Genomic DNA, 16,913 nt, shown 5'->3' with positions numbered 1-16,913 from the left:
GGCCGTACGGCTTTGGGTACTACTTAACGTTTATTATGCAGGGTATCCGTTAAATCACATCAATGCTGGGTCGAAACTTTGACCTCCCCCTCAGTTACGCCGTCGGCGGGCGCGGCCTGCGGCACCGGCACGTAAGGCGTTTCCTGGTCGGTGCGTTTCGGGTTCTTGTGCGCCGCCATCGCGGTTTTCACCCCGTAGAAGATGATGCTGTACACCACCAGCAGGAACAGAATGCTCAGCCCGGCGTTGGTGTAGTTGTTCACCACGATGTGGTTCATGTTGGCGATCTGCTGGGCGCTCAGCTCGGCGCCGCCTTCGGCGATCTTGCGTTTGTACTCGCCGGCCAGGAAGAAGAAGCCTTCCAGCTGCGGGTTGTCGCTGAACAGCTTCAGGCCCAGCGCGTAGGTGGTGCAGATCAGCAGCCACACCGCCGGCAGTACGGTCACCCAGATATATTGGGTGCGCTTCATCTTAATCAGCACCACGGTACCCAGCACCAGCGCCACGGCGGCCAGCATCTGGTTGGAGATGCCGAACAGCGGCCACAGGCTCTTCACGCCGCCGAGTGGATCGACTACGCCCTGGTACAGCAGGTAGCCCCACAGCCCGACGCAGCCGGCGGTGCCGATGATGCCGGCTACCAGCGAGTCGGTTTTCTTCAGGAACGGCACGAAGTTGCCCAGCAGATCCTGCAGCATAAAGCGCCCGGAGCGGGTGCCGGCGTCCAGCGCGGTCAGGATGAACAGCGCCTCGAACAGAATGCCGAAGTGGTACCAGAAGCCCATGTTGGCGCCCGGAATGATCTGGTGGAACACGTGGGCGATGCCCACCGCCAGCGTTGGTGCGCCGCCGGCGCGGTTCAGCACCGAAGGTTCGCCGATGTCGGTGGCGGTCTGCAGGATCTGTTCCGGGCTGATGACGAAGCCCCAGGAGCTGACCGCCGCCGCTGCGTGCACGGTGACGTCCTTCAGCGAAGCCATGATCATCGGCGCGTCTTCGGTGCCCAGGCGGTGCAGATCCGGCATGGTGATGCCCAGCGCCGCCGGCGGGGTGTTCATGGCGAAGTACAGGCCCGGCTCGATGATGGACGCCGCCACCAGCGCCATGATGGCGACGAAGGACTCCATCAGCATCGCGCCGTAGCCGATAAAGCGCGCGTCGGTCTCATTGGCCAGCAGCTTCGGCGTGGTGCCGGAGGCGATCAGCGCATGGAAGCCGGAGACCGCACCGCAGGCGATGGTAATGAACAGGAACGGGAACAGGGTGCCTTTCCATACCGGGCCGGTGCCGTCGACGAACTGGGTCACCGCCGGCATTTTCAGCTCAGGGTTGAGGATCACGATGCCGATCGCCAGCCCGACGATCACGCCGATTTTCAGGAAGGTGGCCAGGTAGTCGCGCGGCGCCAGGATCAGCCATACCGGCAGTAGGGCGGAGACAAAGGCGTAGCCGATCAGCGTGAAGGTGATGGTGGTGTCTTTAAAGGTCAGCGCCGGGCCCCAGTACGGGTCGTGCGCCACCACGCCGCCGAACCAGATGGCGGCCACCAGCAGTACGATGCCGATGACTGACACTTCACCCACGCGGCCGGGCCGCAGATAGCGCATGTAGATGCCCATAAACAGCGCGATCGGTACGGTGGAGCAGACGGTGAACACCCCCCACGGGCTTTCCGCCAGCGCTTTCACCACGATCAGCGCCAGCACCGCCAGGATGATGATCATGATCAGGAAGCAGCCGAACAGCGCGATGGTGCCCGGTATCGGCCCCATCTCTTTTTTGATGATCTCACCGAGCGAGGCGCCGTTGCGGCGCGAGGAGATGAACAGCACCATAAAGTCCTGCACCGCCCCCGCCAGCACCACGCCGCCCAGCAGCCACAGCGTGCCGGGCAGGTAGCCGACCTGCGCGGCCAGCACCGGCCCCACCAGCGGCCCGGCGCCGGCGATGGCGGCGAAGTGGTGGCCGAACAGCACGTTCTTGTTGGTCGGCACGTAGTTCAGGCCGTCGTTGTTGACCACCGCCGGGGTGGCGCGGCCGGCGTCCAGCTTCATCACCTTGGTGGCGATGTACAGGCTGTAGTAGCGGTAGGCCACCAGATACACCGCCACCGACGCGACGACGATCCACAGCGCGCTGATGTGTTCGCCGCGGCGCAGCGCCACCACGCCGAGGCAGGCTGCGCCGAGTATCCCCAGCAGCATCCACGGAATGTGCTTTAAAATCCCCTCTCGTTTCATGAGGTATCCTTAATTCCAGTCTGCAAAATATGAATGAACTCATCCGCTTGTAAGAGATGTCAGAGTGGCGCGGTGAGCCGTAGCGTCTTTCCCGAGGTAAGGCGGGTTTAGGAACAGCTCATCATCGCTGGGGGTAAGGGGGGAAGACAGGCGTATTTCGCTCAGCGGTCAGATTCGCCGGGTGAACGGTTGGATTGGCGGGGTGAGCGGTTGGCGGCCTGAACCAGAGAGTCGGCCGCCGGCGGGCGGCGGCCTGTCTCCTCAGGCCGTCTGCATGGCCTGCAGCAGGTGGATAAAGGCGGCGCTGAGCGGCGGCGTGGCCGGTTCATGGCGGGTAAAGACGTAAAAGCGCGCGCTGATGTCGATCTCTTGCGTCGGGATTTTCTGCAGGTGCAGCTGCGGGGCGTAGTGCGCGACCACCCGATCGCTCAGCAGCGCGATATAGCCCTGCTGCCTGACCAGGCACCAGGTTGCCAGAAAGGAGTCGGTCTCGACGATCTGGCCGTGCGGCGTGTAGCGTTCGGCGATCTCGCGGATGGCGGCATGCCCCACCGAGCAGGAGCGCGGCACCACCCATTTGGCCTCGGCCGGCGGCTGCCCGGCCGCGCTAAGGTCGCCTCCCTGATAGAGCGAGAAGCGCTCGCTCTTCAGCGCCTGCATCGCCAGATCGGCGCCGCCCGCCGCGCCGTTCAGGCTGCTGACCGCCAAATCCAGCTCGCAGTTTCTCAGCCGGGCCAGCAGGCCTTCCGGGCCGTCCTCCACCACCGTCACCCGGGTATGCGGGTAGCGGCGGTTGAAGCCTTCGAGCACCTGCGGCAGGTAGCACAGCAGCGGATCGACGCTCATCCCTACCCGCAGGCGCTTCTCGCCGTCGGCGCTCAGGCCGCGCAGCTCGTCAAACGCGTTGAGCAACTGGTTGGTGGCGGCGTCTATCCGCCGGTAAAACAGTTCGCCGACCGCCGTCAGGCGCACGCCGCGGTTACTGCGCTCCAGCAGCCGCGCGCCGACGGTCATTTCCAGCTCTTTCAGCACCCGGCTGAGCGTCGGTTGCGAGATGGCCAGCTTTTTCGCGGCCTCGTGCAAGCTTCCACAGTGGACAATGTCTTTGAACATCGTCAGATGCGCCAGCTTTGGCATGGTTTTCATGGTTGATCTCCCTGGAAGTGAAAGGCATCAGCCGGAGCCGGCGATGCGGCTGTAATAGGCCTGTTTCATCATGCTGTCGTTCAGCAATTTATTGATGGTCTGGTCGAGCACCGGCGTGGTGACGGAAGCCGGCATCAAGGTGGCGGTGATCTCCACGTCGTCGTCGCCGAAGGGTTCGATATCCAGATGCGAGATAAAGCAGTTTTCCCCTTGCAGCACCTGTTTGAATTTGGCCAGCGCTTCACGCTGTTCATGCTCGAAGGCAATGACGCAAATCTGGTAGGTGGATTCGCCGTTAACGTCATTGAAGGGCTGTTTGTTGACCATATTGACCAGCGGGCGCAACAGGGTGTTGGCGGCGAGCACGAACAGCGTGGCGGCCAGCGCGTCGCCGTACAGGCCGCAGCCGGCGCAGGCGCCGACCGCTGCGGAGCCCCAGAGCGTGGCGGCGGTGTTCAGGCCGCGGATGTTCATCCCTTCCTTCATGATGGCCCCGGCACCGAGAAAGCCGACGCCGGAGACCACGTAGGAGATGACGCGCACCGCGCCGCCGCTGCCGTCGATGGTCATGGCCAGATGGACGAAGATCGCCGCGCTGGTGGCCACCAGCGTGTTGGTGCGCAGCCCGGCGGTGCGCTGGCGGAACTGTCTTTCGTAGCCGATGGCGGCGCCCAGGACGGACGCGGTCAGCAGCGTCAGCAGCGTATGAATGAAATGCATGATAATAACTCGATGTATTATCCGCTTATCATGAGCCACCCGTGGTGGGGTAACTCTTGATAAACAGGTAGTTAAGTTGGCGGGATTCCGTCCCGCCAGTCCAGGACGGCGCTCAGTGCGCGGCGGCGATCTGCCGGCTGAGCGCCTCGCTGATTTTGTCCGTCAGCGGCTGCATCCCCTCGCGGGTGCGCGCCTCGCGGCGCTGCGTGATGTGATAGCAGCCGTCGAGGGTGCCGGCGCCCAGCAGGAGGATGCGGTCAGACATCATCACCGCCTCCTCTACGCTGTGGGTGACCAGCACGATGGAACGGGTTTTGATCTGGCGCGTGCTCCAGATCCGCAGCAGATCGCTGCGCAGGTGCTCACCGGTATAGACGTCCAGCGCGGAAAACGGCTCGTCCAGCAACAGCAGCATCGGTTCAACTGCCAGCGCACGCGCGAAGCCGACCCGCTGGCGCATGCCGCCGGAAAGCTCGCGCGGGTAGGCGTCGCGGTAAGGCGCGAGCCCGACCAGATCGAGCATTTTCAGCGTTTGGGCTTCGACCACCTGCGGCGGCAGATCCTGCGCCTGCAGCCCGAAGGCGATATTTTGGTAGACGTTCAGCCACGGGAAAATGGCGAAGGTCTGGAACACCATGTTGATCTGGGGATTCGGCCCCGAGACTTTTTTATCCCCCAGCATCACGCTGCCCAGATCCGGCGCGATCAGGCCGGAAAGCATGCGCAGCAAAGTGGATTTACCCGATCCGGACTGCCCCAAAATGCTGACGACCTCGTTGTCGTAGAGGCGCAAATTGATTTCATCCAGCACCAGACGTTTTTCTTTACCGGTAGGCTGAACGCTTTTGCTGACGTTATTGACCGTCAGCAGCGTGGTTTTTTTTACCATCATGATCTGTCTCCACCCAATTAAAATATGAGCATGGAAAAAGGGCCGATATTTATCGCCGGGCAGGCGTAAAATAAATGCGAGTGCAAATAAGCCTGACCGTTATCGGGCTGTTAATACGCTTATGCTGGAGGGGGTAGCCCGTCGGGCGTGCCGGTGCGGCGTGCGCGGAGGCCAGAGGCTGAAGGGTAAAGCGAAGGGATGCTATAACTGACTCATATCCTGACACTTTCAGGATGCAATGGGATGACTATTGCTCCTGTGACCTCAGCGGCTCCAACAATAAAATAAACAACCAACTGTCGCCGTCCATATCATTCTCCCGTTATTTTTCGTGTGGCCATAATACGCGTGCTATTGCCTATTGTTCAATGTGGATGCACCGAATTATGGCGGCAAAATGTAATTTAATATGAATGCGGGAAAAATTTTCTTTATTCATTAAACGGGGCGTCAACAGAAAGCGCGAGAATGAATATAGGCGTCATTTTGTGGAAATATAAACCTGAATTAAACGAGAGAATAAGCGGCGGGCGGAAAGTCGAATAATGAACCGGCCGGAGGGTGCCCTCTGGCCGGGATGGGGGTCAGAACTGATACATGATGCCGGTTTCGACGATGTCGTCGGCGCTGGCGCCAGCGGCGTTCTGCCGCTGCAGCAGGTTGAGTTTGTACTCCACGTAGGTCGACATGTTGGCGTTGAAGCTGTAGTTCAGCGCCAGATCCAGGTATTTGACCAGATCGGCGTCGCCAATGCCGGGCAGGTTGCGGCCGCGCGTTTGCAGGTAGGCTACCGAGGGCGTGACGCCGGAATCGAAGTGATACTGCGCGACCGCCTCGACGGCGTCTGCGCGCGGGGCGAAGCCGGCGTAGCGATCGCCGTCGACGTAGGTCATGTTCTCGGTGCGCGCGTAGCTTGCCGCCAGATAGAGGTTGTCCTGGTCGTATTTCAGCCCCAGCGTCCAGGCCCGGGCGCGATCGCCGTCAGCCAGGCCGAAGCGCTGCTGCGCCAGGGTGCGCGCAGAGTTGGCGTAGGCGGCGCCAACGTTGAGCCCCGCGCCGGTGTCGTAAGTGGCGGAAAAGGCGTAACCATCGCCGTTTTGCGTTTGGATATCCTTCGCCCGGTGAGCGTCGTCCCCCCGATTCTTCCCCTGATATTGCAGGCCGAGATCCAGGCCGTCGACCAGACCGCCCAGGCTGCGATTGTGGTAGGTCAGCAGGCCGTTGGCGCGGCCGGTCATAAAGTTGTCGGCCGCTTCGTAGCTGTCGTTGCCGAATTCAGGCAGCACGTCGGTCCAGCCGGCCACGTCATACAGCAGGCCGTAGTTGCGGCCGTAATCCAGGCTGCCCCAGGGGCCGAACGTCAATCCGGCGAAGCCGAGGCGGGTATAGCTGTCGCCCGGCCCGGCGCTTTCCGGCTGATTGAGCCCTGCCTGATATTCCCATTGGCCATACCCCGTCAGCCCGTCGCCGATCTGCGTCTCGCCTTTGAAGCCGAAGCGGGTATAGGAGCGGTCGCCGTTATTGTCGGCGTCACTGCTGAAGTAATGCACACCGTTCAGCTGGCCGTACAGATCCAGCTTATTGCCGTCTTTATTGACGATTTCCGCGCCGGTGGCGGCGGCTGGCAGCAGGATGACCAGCGTCATCAGCAAGCTTTTATGGTTCATTTCAATTCCCCAATTGGATGAAAACAGGGCCGTTAACCGACCGATTGCGCTTGCGCGATTTTTTTGTACAGGCAGCTGCGGATCCGATCGGTGAGGTGCCGCAGGCTTTCCCGGTTGCGCGCCGCGCGCGGGAGGTTGACGCTGAATTCGTCGTCGATCCGTTTGCTGGTCGCGTCCAGGATCAGCACCCGATCGGACATCAGCACCGCCTCTTCGACATCGTGCGTCACCATCACCATGGCGCGCGTGCGCAGCCGGTTTTCCCCCCACAGCGCCAGCAGGTCGCCCCGCAGTTTTTGCGCGGTGAAGATATCGAGAGCGGAGAAGGGCTCGTCCAGCAGCAAGAGGTCGGGCTCTACCGCCAACGCCCGGGCGAAGCCCACACGCTGGCGCATGCCGCCCGAAAGCTCGCGCGGCCAGGCGTGCTCATAGCCGGTCAGGCCCACCAGGCGCAGCAGCGCGTCCAGTCGCTCGGCGATCGTCTGCGGCGGCAGTTTTTGCGCCAGCAGCCCGAAGGCGATGTTGTCGTACACCGCCAGCCAGGGATAGAGCGCGTACGACTGAAACACCATACCGGCGTTGGCGCTCGGGCCGTCGACCGGTTTGCCCGCCAGGGTGAGCGTGCCGCTGTCCGGTGGGATCAGCCCGGCCAGCATGCGCAGCAACGTGGACTTGCCCGAGCCGGATTGCCCCAGAATGGTAACGAACTCGCCGGCGTGCACGGTCAGCGATACGTCGCGCAGCACGGGTTTGGGGCGTTTGTTTTCGCCGATAAACGTCTTGTTCAGCCGGCGGGCGCTGATAATTACCTCTTGAGTCACCATGTGGTTCCCCCTTGATCAGTCATATTTGAATTTGGTTTCCGCGATGCGATACAGCGGTTGCCAGATGAAGATGATGCATAGCGCCACCAGCGCGCACATCGCGGCGCAGCCCAGCGCGGACTCCGGGTTCTTGCCGGCGTCGGTGACGACGGAAATGAACGCGCCCAGCCCGGTGGCGCTGAGGGTGGTGCTGCCCCACTGGATCACCTCGGCGGCGATGGCGCTGTTCCAGGCGCCGCCGGCGGCGGAGATGATGCCCGTCACGATGTAGGGGAAGATCGCCGGCAGCATGTAGTAGCGCCACCAGCGGAAGCGGCGCATGCCGAAGGTTTCGCTGACTTCGGTGATCTGCGTCGGAATGGCGGAAACGCCGGCGATCACGTTGAACAACACGTACCACTGAGTGCCCAGCATGATCATCGGAATGGCCCACCAGCCGAGATCCTGGTGATAAATGGCGATGAAGGCGGCGATCAGCGGGTAGAAAATGTTGGGCGGAATAGCCGCCAGGATCTGGATGATCGGCTGGAAGATCTTCATCAGCCGCGGATTCATGCCGATCCAGACGCCCAGCGGCGTGAAGATCGCCACGCTGAGCAGCATGGCCGCAGCCACCCGCGCGGTGGTGAGCAACATCCACTCTGGCAGCATGGCGAAGTACTGTTTGGGGAAGTATTCCCACAACTGATAGCCGAACCACACGCAGGCCAGCACCACGCCGAGATACCACAGGCTGCGCCACAGCCAGTTGCCTTTGGCGGCGAGCCTGAACAGGCGGTGCAGGCCGAGGGCGTACCACAGCCGCGGCAGCTTGAACAGCCACAGGTCAGCCAGCGTGCGCAGCGTGCGGCCGAGCGCCGCACCAACGTGCGAGAAGGCCAGGCTGTTGTAAAACCACGGATTGCCGAGCGGCCGGTTGGCGGTGACGTCTTCGTATTTGAAGCGCGCGGTGTAGCGCACCAGCGGGCGGAAAACCAGCTGATCGAGCAGCACGATGTTGGCAGCCAGCGCGACGATCGCATACAGGATCGCCGGCACGTTCTGCTGCGCCAGCGCTTCGGCGATATAGGAGCCGACGCCGGGCAGTTCGACCGAGCGATCGCCGACCGGAATGGCCTCGGAGGCCACCAGGGCGAACCAGGCGGCGGATTGTGACACCATGGCGTTCCACAGCAGGCCCGGCACTGAATAGATGAACTCCAGCCGCCAGAAGCGTTGCCACGGGTTGTAATTGAAGCTGCGCGCGGCTTCGTCCAGCTCCTTGGGCACGATGCGCAGCGTCTGATACAGCGTCAGCATCATGTTCCAGGCCTGGCCGGTAAACACCGCGAAGATGGCGGTGCACTCCAGCCCCATCACGCTGTGCGGGTAGAGGTTGAGAAAATACACGGTTGTGAAGGTCAGGAACCCTACCAGCGGCACCGACTCCATAAAGTTGACGAAGGGCAGGATCACCCGGCGCAGCGGTGCATAGCGCGCGGCCAGCACGGCGAATACCACAGAAAACAGCAGCGACCAGGCCATGCCGAGGAGAAAACGCATGCTGGTTCTGAGCGAATAATAAAGCAGGTTCCAGGCATCGAGATTAATGGCAGAGACGTTTTGTTCATTGAAGTCAGCGTGCATGTCACCCCAGGCACGAATAAAAAAGGCAATGAAAAAAACACCGATGGCGATAACGATAAAGTCATTTAAATAAGACTTTTTGAAAACAGATGTACCCCGGTTATTTTGCATAACGCAATACCTTATTTTTCCCATAAGAAATCCGTCGCCGCTCGGGGAATATGCCCGGCGACATCAGATAAATACCGCTGTAACGGTTGAGACAGACGTTGTTTTCGCAGCGGGGCGATGGGCGGGCAGGCAGAGCGGGAAAACCGTCAGAAGGGGAGCGGATGCCGCATTCTGTGTCTTTCAGAATGCAACGCGGATGGCATTACTGAAAGACGCCCAATAGCATTAGCGTAAAACTAAAACTTTCATCGCCCATGGGGCCCTCCTCGGTTTAAATATGGCAGGGAGAGGGTAATGTTTTTTACTAATAAAAAGCAATTGGCGGCGTAGGGTTTTTACGGTTGATATGTAACAGGATGAATATTCATTTTTTAATCGCTATATTCATAAAATGAAATAACGCATGGTGATGGCAATAAAAACGGTAAAAATAAATCGCGGCGAAATAAAACGGCGCGCCTGAAGGGGGCGCGCCGCCGTAAATCAATAAACCTGCCTGCCGTTGATGCCGGCGGGGAAAATGCCGGTGGCGAACAGATGCCCGTTGGCCTGGATCTGGTCGTCGGGCAGCATCTCCAGCGGGAACTCGGCCGCCAGGCAGCTGAGAAAGGCGTTGCGATCGTCGGTGGTGGTAAAGCCGATCAGATCGTAGAACAGCAGCGACGCGATCAGCTGGCGATGTTCCGGGATGCGCCGCAGCAGCGCCGCCGACGGGAACGGCAGGTGGAAGAAGAACGCGCAGGCGTTCAGCAGTCCTTGCTCCTTCAGCGCCTGGGCGCAGGGCAGCAGCTGATAGTCGTCGATGCAGACGATGTCGCCGGGGCACAGGTGCTCGCAGGCGATATCGGCAAAACGGCGGTTCAACTGCCGGTAGGCGCGGTAGTTTTCCGGCGTGAAGTGCGCCTTCTCCGGCTGGTTGTGGAACACCGGCCATAGGCCATCGTGGTAATAGCCCTGATAGTGACGGCGGAACTCCTCGATCGACAGCGGGAAGGTCACCTGATCGTAACCGGCGCGTTGGCGGCAGCTGATCGGGCGCTGCGCAAAATTCTGCACGTCGCCGTTCCAGCCCAGCCACAGCCCCGGTTCGGCGTCGGCCGCCAGCGTCTGGCCGGCGCAGGCCAGATCCTTGCCGTCGCACTGCTTGTTCGAAATCAGCACTAAACGAGACATCAGGAGCTCCTTATCAGTGAAGGGCGCGCGGGGCATGCGCCGAACAATCGGCGCGCCAGGGGGCTTGCAGAGCGGGCAGCGTGACGCGCAGGCCGCGTAATGCCGGATGCGCCAGGCAGCAGCGCGTCAGCCAGCTGCCCAGCCCGACGCCGCGGTATTCGGCGCTGACGAACAGTTCGCTCACCGAGGCGAAGGTGGCGTAATCGGTCACCATGCGGGCGAAACCGAGCAGGTGGCGCTTGCGGTACAGGCCGAAGCACAGGCCGTGGTGCACCAGGCGCTCCGCCGCCGCCCGATCCGGCAGGCTGAGGAAACGCTGGATCGCCTCGATGTCCAATAACTGCCGGTCGGTGCTGATATGAAAAACGCCTTTGCGCCAGCAGAGCAGCGGCTGCGCGGGCGCCGGTTGCGGTTGCATATTCATGATTATCCTTAGGTTAATGAACCGGGTGGTTACAGCATCCAGCCGAGTTCGGCGGCGGTGACCTGTTCCTCGAAGCGGCGCAGTTCGGCGCTTTTGCAGGTGTGCCACAGAGTGCAGAACGCCGGGCCGAGCAGCTCGCGCAGCGGATCGCTGTGACGGAACAGCGTCAGCGCCTCCTGTTGGCCGAGCGGCAAGGGGGCGGCGTTGTCACTCTCGCAGCCGTTGGCGGCCGGCGGCAGCGGTAGCGGCTGTTCCAGCCCGTGCAGCAGGCCGCCGAGCATCACCGCCAGCGCCAGATAGGGGTTGGCGTCGGCGCCGGCCAGGCGGTATTCGATGCGCTGGTTGGCGCTGTCGGCGCAGGGCAGGCGCAGCGCCACCGTGCGGTTGTTGTGGCCCCAGGAGGCGCGCAGCGGCACGTGCATGCCGGGGCGGAAACGGCGGAACGCGTTGATATTGGGCGCCAGGATCGCCATCGACGCCGGCATCAGCGCCAGCATGCCCGCCATCGCCTGCTGCATGTTGTCGTTCAGTTCGCCCGGCGCGCCGGTCAGCAGGTTCTCGCCGTGCTCGTTCTGCAGGCTGATGTGAAAGTGCAGTCCGCTGCCGGCGGCGTGGGCGCAGGGCTTGGCCATAAAGCAGGCGTGCTGGTGATGTTGCTCGGCAATTTGCCGCGTCAGGCGTTTTAGCACCATGATCTGGTCGCAGGCTTCCAGCACGCGCCGGCTGTGATGCAGGTTCAGCTCGTACTGGCCGGAGGCGGCTTCGGCCACCACGCCGGTCAATGGCAGGCTCTGCAGCCGCGCGTGCCGTTCGATGTCGCTCAGCAGCGCATGGTGGCGCTCCGGCGCATCCACCGCGAAGCTCTGCGTCGGGCAGGTTTCCGCCTCGGCGGGGTGCTGCGGATCCTGCAGGTAGAACTCCAGTTCGGCCGCCACCACCGGGAAACAGTTGCGCTCGTGCAGGCGCTTCAGCACCCGTTGCAGCACCACGCGCGGCTCCAGCTCGCAGGCGTCGCCATCGGCGTTTTGCATCGTCAGCAGCAGCTGGGCGTGGCGCTCGGGATCGCGCGCGCAGGGGCGCAGCGTACCGGGCACCGGCAGGCACAGCCGGTCCGGCTCGCCCGCCCGCTGCCCCAGCCCGCTTTCTTCTATCACCCGGCCGTGCAGATCCATGGCGTAGATCGACAGCGGGAAGTAGCAGCCTTTTTCCAGCCCAAAGGCTTCGGCGATCGGCAGCCGTTTGCCGCGCAGCTGGCCGTTCAGATCGTGCAGATAAATATCCAGCTGTTCGGTATCCGGATAGCGCTGCAGATAGTGCTCCAGCTCTTTACGGAAGGTGCGCGTCGGCGAAGCGGGCAGCTCCGCCAGCAGGGGATTGAAGCCGATGATATTAGCATGCATGGCGTGCTCCAGAACGAAGACTGGTCACGGCCAGAGGCAGGGATAAACGCATGAGACAACTCTCTTGTGAGGCCATAGCGGCGATGTGAAAAGGGTATCTGCGGCGGCAAAAACTGTCTGTAAAAACGCCGTAACGTTAACGGGGCGCGGAATAAAAATGCCGTAAAGAACGTGGCGGGTTGGCCGGGGCGGCACGGTCTATACTGGCGAGACGGGCCGTAGAAGGAGAGATAACGATGAAGAGAATAGGGCTGCTTATCGCCGCGCTGGCCGCGTTCAACGCCACTGCGTCTTCCCCCCAGGCGTGGGCCAAGAGCGAACGGGCGATGCGCGCCGCCTGCCTGCAAGCCAGCGGGCTAAAAAATGCCAGGGTGGAAGGGGCGATTATTCACTACGGTGACGACGTCGGCTATTCGGCGCTGTTTATCGGCGGGCGCTACTCGCAGCCGTTTATGAAAAACCAGCCGGGCAGGGAGCTGTGCTTATATCAGCGTGCCACGCAAAAGGCGGCGGTGCAGGCGGTGGAGGGGAGCAACGCGTCTGCTCAACTTAGATGATTGATGAGGTAAATAAAAATACAGCCCACGGTGGTAATCATGGCCTCTACGAGCAAAAGTATAAAGTCCATTGCCAGCCACTTCTGTAGCTCAGGAGAGGCGGTTTTTTGCACGAAATCGTAGGTTTTCGCATCGAGCCAAACCTGATCCCTTATTTTTATTTTTTTCCTTTTCAGGATCCAAAGAAACCACTGTGCTTTCAATGAGGTTCCAAGCATGCCGAGGCTATCGGCAAAGGCGACGTAGGGCGGAATAAAATGTCCGCTGCCGGCGTAACGCTGATAGAAAGCATCAAACTCTTTTTTATGGCGACGGTAACCAATGAACTGGATGAAGGTGCTTAAAACCAGCAGCGTTAAGCATAATATGACAAGGGTTTTCATCGAGCAGCCTGAATCACGACATTCTCGTTATCATCATAAAGATCAATGCCATGATGAAGAACAAGCCTTCCAGCGCCAAAAGCGTGCCGTTGTTTTTCATCCAGGTCTGCAAGCGTTCAGATGATGAAAGACGAAAAAATTCATAGGTCTTGGCGGGAAGATATTGGTTTTTCTTCACCTTGATTTTCTTGCCGAAAAGGATCCCTCTGAACCATTGGACTTTGATGGAAGTACCTAAAGAGCCAAGGCCATCGGCAATTGCGACGTGAGCAGGGACAAAGTGGCCCTGTTGGGTATAGCGTTGATAAAAAACATCGAACTCGTGTTTATAGCGACGAGAGTAAATATATTGAGCAAGCCAACAAAGTAAGAGCAGCACGGCTGCAGTAAGTGATGCTATTTTCATAAGCCACCGGCTAAGGTTCAAGGGGCGTTATGCCTTACTCAAAAAAGCAAAAATGCACATTAACGCCAAACACCCCATTTTCAGCACGCTTAAGATGAAGTCTTTTCGAATCCAACTCTTCAGATGTTGAGATGTGTTTTCATTCACGAATTCGTAGGTTTTTGAGCTCAGAAAAGCGTTTTTCCCTATCCTTATTTTTCTGCCATTCAATACCCAACGGAACCATTGCGCTTTAATAGACACACCGAGCAAACCAAGGTTATCCGCGAAGATGACAAATGGAGGCAAGGGATGGGCGCTTTGCACATAACGTTGATAGAATTCAGAAAATTCGTCTTTATAGCGCCGATAGCAAAGATACTGCACCAAGGCGCTAATCAATGTCAGAGTGAAGAACAGGACGATAGCGATTTTCATTATTCACCAAAAATGAAACCAGTAATGCTGTCGGCGGCTACACCGCCACCCCAACTGCCAGCTGCGCCACCCAGAGCAGCGCCTGCTATACCACAAGCTAAAATACCGGTACCAAACGTGGAGGCGCCTAAGACGATACTGCAAGCCGTCATTGCTAACATTGCACCGCCTTCACCCCCCAAAATCCCCGCCGCAGTACTCGCCGCAAAATGACTGTATCCCTTTACCGCGATCTTGGCGCACTCCTGTTCGCGGCCAGTGGTGCAGGCATTGTAGACGTCGTTGGTGGTATTCAGCCCACTCAATCCGATGCCGATCCAGCCGCCGGCTTTCATAAACTTGGCCGCACGGCTGGCGCTGTCGACGTAGTTCGAATAACCCCTAATGGCGCCGACGCCGGCGGTGCTCCATTCATGCACCAGCGATTTACTGGAGAGCCCCAGCGCGTGTTTGATATGCGCATACTCTTTCATATTGAGTTGAGCACGAGTAAGGCGATTCAGTAACGGTTTTAATGTACCGAACAGCCGCGCCCGTTCCACCTGAAACTGGGTGCCAATCAACGCGCCACTCGTGCGGAACTGATTTTGGTAGGTTTTTTCAATCTCAACCAGGATATTTTTGATCTGGCTGAAGTAGCGTTCTCCGGCATCCGAAGCCAGCCCGACGACCGTTTCCCCATAGCTGGTGAAGGCGGCGATAGCGGCGTAATTACGGTGCAAGAAGGTGGAGAAATCGCTGTCACCGGCTTTCACCGCTTTGCTGGTACGTCTCTTGGCCTGCATCAGGGCGGCGATCTGCGTAGATTGATTATGATTGCGCGGATCGGCGACGATCAGCATTTGCCCCGGTTGAACCAGCGGCGTATCGGCATTGAGCTGCATAAAAAAGCGTGCCGCTTCCGATGGCCTGCCACCGAACAGGTAGTTGGCGTGGAAGGCGAGCGGGCCGGTTTGTTGGGCGATGCAATAGCCCGGTGCGATGCTGCTGGACTTCTGTTCCATGTCAAAAAGCCTCCTTATTTTTAGGAAACTTAACATTTTCTACAGGGTGGTAACAGGTTCTGGCTCACGCTCTCGATCGGAGAATCATCTGAAAACATCGGCATTTCGCTAAATTTGCCTCTCCTTTCCTCTATTTGATAGACGATGGTCCTATCGGTTTCTTTTGCGAGTCGCCAAGCAAAACGCCAATGGCGGTCTGGATAAAATTATATATTCCAGTCTATCGTCTTGTCATAGATTGTACTCTATAATCAGGAGATGCCATGTGGACGGTAATGACAACGGAAGAGTTTGATCGGTGGCTCTGTGAGCAGGATGAATCGACACAGGAAAAGGTGTTGGCCGCGCTGGTGATGCTCGAGCGTGCCGGGCCTTCTCTTCGGCGGCCTTTTGTCGACGTGCTGAAAGGCTCGTTGCATCCCAACATGAAAGAGCTGCGTATTCAGCACAAAGGGCGGCCGATTCGCGCTTTTTTCGCCTTCGATCCGGCGCGGCAGGCGATTGTGCTGTGTGCGGGCGACAAAACGGGTAATGAGAAGCGGTTTTATAAAGTGATGCTGCCCATCGCGGATGCGCAGTTCACCCAATATTTGATGTGTGATTTCAAGGAGTAACCCATGAGCACCTTAAAACAACTGCTGGCCTCCCGCACTCCAGAGAGCCGCCGGCGCATCGAGGAAATGGCCGAAGAGATGCTGTTTGAAGCGCACCTGCACCAGCTGCGGGAAGCGCTGAATATTTCCCAACAGGAACTGGCGAAAACGTTGGGCATTTCCCAGCCTTCAGTCGCGGCCATCGAAGGGCGCGGCAACGAGCTGAAGATTTCCACCTTGAAACGCTACGTGGAAGCGATGGGCGGCACGCTGCGCCTGGACGTTGAGCTGCCGGGCGGCAAGCACGTCGGGTTTACGGTTTAAGCGCAGGTTCTGCGCCACTTCCCGCCATCTCCCGTTCGATCACCGTCGCCAGCGCCTGCGCGGCGGAAGAGAGTTGGTGCTGCGCCAGGCGGATCAGGCCCACGCGCCGTTCGATGATCGGGCCGATCAGCGGCACGCAGACCGCTCCCAGCTCATCCATCTGTTGCTCACACAGCGCCGGTACCGCGCTGGCGCCGAGGCCGTTGGCCACCATGCGCCCGACCGTTACCAGCTGGTGGCTTTCAAACGCCACCTCCAGCGTGCGGCCGCTGCGGGCCAGCTCCTGCTCCAGCAGCAGCCGCACCGCCGATGGCCGCTGCAGGGTGATGAAATCCAGCGTCAGCAGCTCCTTCCAGCTCACCTGCGCCTTGCGCGCCAGCGCCGAATCCTTCGGCACCACCGCCATAAAGCGATCGCGGCACAGCGGGGTGAAGTGCAGGGTGTCGCTCGGCTCCGGCTCGAAGGCGATGCCCATCTCCACCCGGCCTTCGCGGATCATTTCAAACACCTGCTCGTTGATGACGTCGTGCACCGCCACGTTGATGCCGGCGTAACGATCGCGAAACGCCTTGAGGATCGGCGGCAGCGGGTTGCCGGCGAACGACGGCATGGCGGCGATCGCCACCTTGCCCATCTGCAGGGTGAAGCGCTGGCGCATCGCCTCTTCCGCGTTGTCCCAATCCGCCAGCAGCTGGCGCGCCATCGGGAAGAAGGTTTCCCCCTCCGGCGTCAGCGTCACCCGGCGGGTGGTGCGCAGCAGCAGCGGCCCGCCCAGCGCGTCTTCCAGCCCACGAATCGCCAGGCTGAGCGCCGGCTGAGAAATATTCAGCCGCTCGCTGGCCTGGGCGAAGTTCAGAGTGTGAGCTACCGCTAAAAACGCGCGTAACTGTTTGATGCTCATTTTCATTTTGGCTGGCGTTAACTCTTTGTTAATTGTCGGTTAACGGTTGATTAATAAAAATTCTAAATGAATGCGGCATAAAAACAAAATTAACAAATCATTTTT

General features: G+C 59.8%; 18 protein-coding genes. 3 read left to right on the top strand and 15 right to left on the bottom strand.

The window, feature by feature from the left end; genetic code table 11:
* Positions 1–59: 59 nt before the first annotated feature.
* From GKN89_RS13475 to GKN89_RS13430, 10 genes are all read right to left on the bottom strand, one after another.
* Positions 60–2,240, bottom strand: coding sequence for a carbon starvation CstA family protein (locus GKN89_RS13475; RefSeq protein ID WP_154747166.1), 2,181 nt, complete (start codon positions 2,238–2,240; stop codon positions 60–62).
* 261 nt (positions 2,241–2,501) lie between these two features.
* Positions 2,502–3,386: a LysR family transcriptional regulator gene (locus tag GKN89_RS13470; RefSeq protein ID WP_154747165.1), complete on the bottom strand. Its 885-nt coding sequence runs from the start codon at positions 3,384–3,386 to the stop codon at positions 2,502–2,504.
* 27 nt (positions 3,387–3,413) lie between these two features.
* Positions 3,414–4,106: an MgtC/SapB family protein gene (locus tag GKN89_RS13465; protein ID WP_019453282.1), complete on the bottom strand. Its 693-nt coding sequence runs from the start codon at positions 4,104–4,106 to the stop codon at positions 3,414–3,416.
* A gap of 112 nt (positions 4,107–4,218) precedes the next feature.
* Positions 4,219–4,998: an ABC transporter ATP-binding protein gene (locus tag GKN89_RS13460; RefSeq protein ID WP_063918074.1), complete on the bottom strand. Its 780-nt coding sequence runs from the start codon at positions 4,996–4,998 to the stop codon at positions 4,219–4,221.
* A gap of 584 nt (positions 4,999–5,582) precedes the next feature.
* Entirely contained in the window at positions 5,583–6,665 is a 1,083-nt protein-coding gene (locus GKN89_RS13455) for a porin (RefSeq protein WP_154747164.1), read from the bottom strand.
* 32 nt (positions 6,666–6,697) lie between these two features.
* Positions 6,698–7,489: an ABC transporter ATP-binding protein gene (locus tag GKN89_RS13450; RefSeq protein ID WP_154747163.1), complete on the bottom strand. Its 792-nt coding sequence runs from the start codon at positions 7,487–7,489 to the stop codon at positions 6,698–6,700.
* Positions 7,490–7,504: 15 nt separating this feature from the next.
* A complete protein-coding gene (locus GKN89_RS13445; protein WP_230328989.1) occupies positions 7,505–9,115 on the bottom strand; it encodes an ABC transporter permease subunit in 1,611 nt (536 codons plus the stop codon).
* A gap of 594 nt (positions 9,116–9,709) precedes the next feature.
* The gene (locus tag GKN89_RS13440) at positions 9,710–10,399 is read right to left on the bottom strand and encodes a trehalose-6-phosphate synthase (protein ID WP_060422105.1); all 690 of its coding nucleotides are present in this window, start codon (positions 10,397–10,399) and stop codon (positions 9,710–9,712) included.
* A 13-nt stretch (positions 10,400–10,412) separates the two neighbouring features.
* Entirely contained in the window at positions 10,413–10,823 is a 411-nt protein-coding gene (locus GKN89_RS13435) for a GNAT family N-acetyltransferase (protein ID WP_154747162.1), read from the bottom strand.
* A 29-nt stretch (positions 10,824–10,852) separates the two neighbouring features.
* On the bottom strand, positions 10,853–12,223 hold the full coding sequence (locus GKN89_RS13430) for a glutamine synthetase family protein (protein ID WP_154747161.1): 1,371 nt from the start codon (positions 12,221–12,223) through the stop codon (positions 10,853–10,855).
* A 236-nt stretch (positions 12,224–12,459) separates the two neighbouring features.
* Between GKN89_RS13430 and GKN89_RS13425 the strand changes: the two genes are divergently transcribed.
* A complete protein-coding gene (locus GKN89_RS13425; protein ID WP_154747160.1) occupies positions 12,460–12,780 on the top strand; it encodes a hypothetical protein in 321 nt (106 codons plus the stop codon).
* On the opposite strand, the gene GKN89_RS13420 is transcribed toward GKN89_RS13425, so the two are convergent.
* The 4 genes from GKN89_RS13420 to GKN89_RS13405 are packed head-to-tail and all read right to left on the bottom strand — an operon-like array spanning position 12,768 to position 14,990.
* Positions 12,768–13,163, bottom strand: coding sequence for a hypothetical protein (locus tag GKN89_RS13420; RefSeq protein ID WP_154747159.1), 396 nt, complete (start codon positions 13,161–13,163; stop codon positions 12,768–12,770). The genes GKN89_RS13425 and GKN89_RS13420 overlap by 13 nt on opposite strands.
* Positions 13,164–13,176: 13 nt before the next feature.
* Positions 13,177–13,569 carry a hypothetical protein gene (locus tag GKN89_RS13415; RefSeq protein ID WP_063918083.1) on the bottom strand — a complete coding sequence of 131 codons (393 nt, stop codon included), beginning with the start codon at positions 13,567–13,569 and terminating at the stop codon, positions 13,177–13,179.
* Positions 13,570–13,596: 27 nt separating this feature from the next.
* Complete coding sequence (locus tag GKN89_RS13410) at positions 13,597–13,986, bottom strand: hypothetical protein (protein WP_063918084.1); 390 nt, start codon at positions 13,984–13,986, stop codon at positions 13,597–13,599.
* On the bottom strand, positions 13,986–14,990 hold the full coding sequence (locus GKN89_RS13405; protein ID WP_154747158.1) for a hypothetical protein: 1,005 nt from the start codon (positions 14,988–14,990) through the stop codon (positions 13,986–13,988). Before GKN89_RS13405 ends, GKN89_RS13410 begins: the two co-directional genes overlap by 1 nt.
* 263 nt (positions 14,991–15,253) lie before the next feature.
* On the opposite strand from GKN89_RS13405, the gene GKN89_RS13400 reads away from it, so the two are divergent.
* On the top strand, positions 15,254–15,604 hold the full coding sequence (locus GKN89_RS13400; RefSeq protein ID WP_019453271.1) for a type II toxin-antitoxin system RelE/ParE family toxin: 351 nt from the start codon (positions 15,254–15,256) through the stop codon (positions 15,602–15,604).
* A gap of 3 nt (positions 15,605–15,607) precedes the next feature.
* On the top strand, positions 15,608–15,907 hold the full coding sequence (locus tag GKN89_RS13395) for a helix-turn-helix domain-containing protein (RefSeq protein ID WP_019453270.1): 300 nt from the start codon (positions 15,608–15,610) through the stop codon (positions 15,905–15,907).
* Here the strand turns inward: GKN89_RS13395 and GKN89_RS13390 are convergent.
* Positions 15,897–16,814, bottom strand: coding sequence for a LysR family transcriptional regulator (locus tag GKN89_RS13390; protein ID WP_195934009.1), 918 nt, complete (start codon positions 16,812–16,814; stop codon positions 15,897–15,899). The two genes, GKN89_RS13395 and GKN89_RS13390, sit on opposite strands and share 11 nt — an antisense overlap.
* Between the last annotated feature and the right edge of the window lie 99 nt (positions 16,815–16,913).

The sequence above is a fragment of the Serratia sp. YC16 genome, from assembly GCF_009707615.1.
GTDB classification, from domain to species: Bacteria; Pseudomonadota; Gammaproteobacteria; order Enterobacterales; family Enterobacteriaceae; genus Serratia; species Serratia surfactantfaciens.
Note: the sequence above shows the minus strand (reverse complement) of the source record. Positions and strands in the feature narration are given on the sequence as shown.

Coding starts and splice junctions, on each gene's coding strand:
- GKN89_RS13390 (WP_195934009.1), bottom strand. CDS start 16,814: ATGAAAATGAGCATCAAACAGTTACGCGCGTTTTTAGCGGTAGCTCAC.
- GKN89_RS13395 (WP_019453270.1), top strand. CDS start 15,608: ATGAGCACCTTAAAACAACTGCTGGCCTCCCGCACTCCAGAGAGCCGC.
- GKN89_RS13475 (WP_154747166.1), bottom strand. CDS start 2,240: ATGAAACGAGAGGGGATTTTAAAGCACATTCCGTGGATGCTGCTGGGG.
- GKN89_RS13440 (WP_060422105.1), bottom strand. CDS start 10,399: ATGTCTCGTTTAGTGCTGATTTCGAACAAGCAGTGCGACGGCAAGGAT.
- GKN89_RS13460 (WP_063918074.1), bottom strand. CDS start 4,998: ATGATGGTAAAAAAAACCACGCTGCTGACGGTCAATAACGTCAGCAAA.
- GKN89_RS13400 (WP_019453271.1), top strand. CDS start 15,254: ATGTGGACGGTAATGACAACGGAAGAGTTTGATCGGTGGCTCTGTGAG.
- GKN89_RS13435 (WP_154747162.1), bottom strand. CDS start 10,823: ATGAATATGCAACCGCAACCGGCGCCCGCGCAGCCGCTGCTCTGCTGG.
- GKN89_RS13430 (WP_154747161.1), bottom strand. CDS start 12,223: ATGCATGCTAATATCATCGGCTTCAATCCCCTGCTGGCGGAGCTGCCC.
- GKN89_RS13450 (WP_154747163.1), bottom strand. CDS start 7,489: ATGGTGACTCAAGAGGTAATTATCAGCGCCCGCCGGCTGAACAAGACG.
- GKN89_RS13405 (WP_154747158.1), bottom strand. CDS start 14,990: ATGGAACAGAAGTCCAGCAGCATCGCACCGGGCTATTGCATCGCCCAA.
- GKN89_RS13410 (WP_063918084.1), bottom strand. CDS start 13,986: ATGAAAATCGCTATCGTCCTGTTCTTCACTCTGACATTGATTAGCGCC.
- GKN89_RS13425 (WP_154747160.1), top strand. CDS start 12,460: ATGAAGAGAATAGGGCTGCTTATCGCCGCGCTGGCCGCGTTCAACGCC.
- GKN89_RS13465 (WP_019453282.1), bottom strand. CDS start 4,106: ATGCATTTCATTCATACGCTGCTGACGCTGCTGACCGCGTCCGTCCTG.
- GKN89_RS13420 (WP_154747159.1), bottom strand. CDS start 13,163: ATGAAAACCCTTGTCATATTATGCTTAACGCTGCTGGTTTTAAGCACC.
- GKN89_RS13445 (WP_230328989.1), bottom strand. CDS start 9,115: ATGCACGCTGACTTCAATGAACAAAACGTCTCTGCCATTAATCTCGAT.
- GKN89_RS13455 (WP_154747164.1), bottom strand. CDS start 6,665: ATGAACCATAAAAGCTTGCTGATGACGCTGGTCATCCTGCTGCCAGCC.
- GKN89_RS13470 (WP_154747165.1), bottom strand. CDS start 3,386: ATGAAAACCATGCCAAAGCTGGCGCATCTGACGATGTTCAAAGACATT.
- GKN89_RS13415 (WP_063918083.1), bottom strand. CDS start 13,569: ATGAAAATAGCATCACTTACTGCAGCCGTGCTGCTCTTACTTTGTTGG.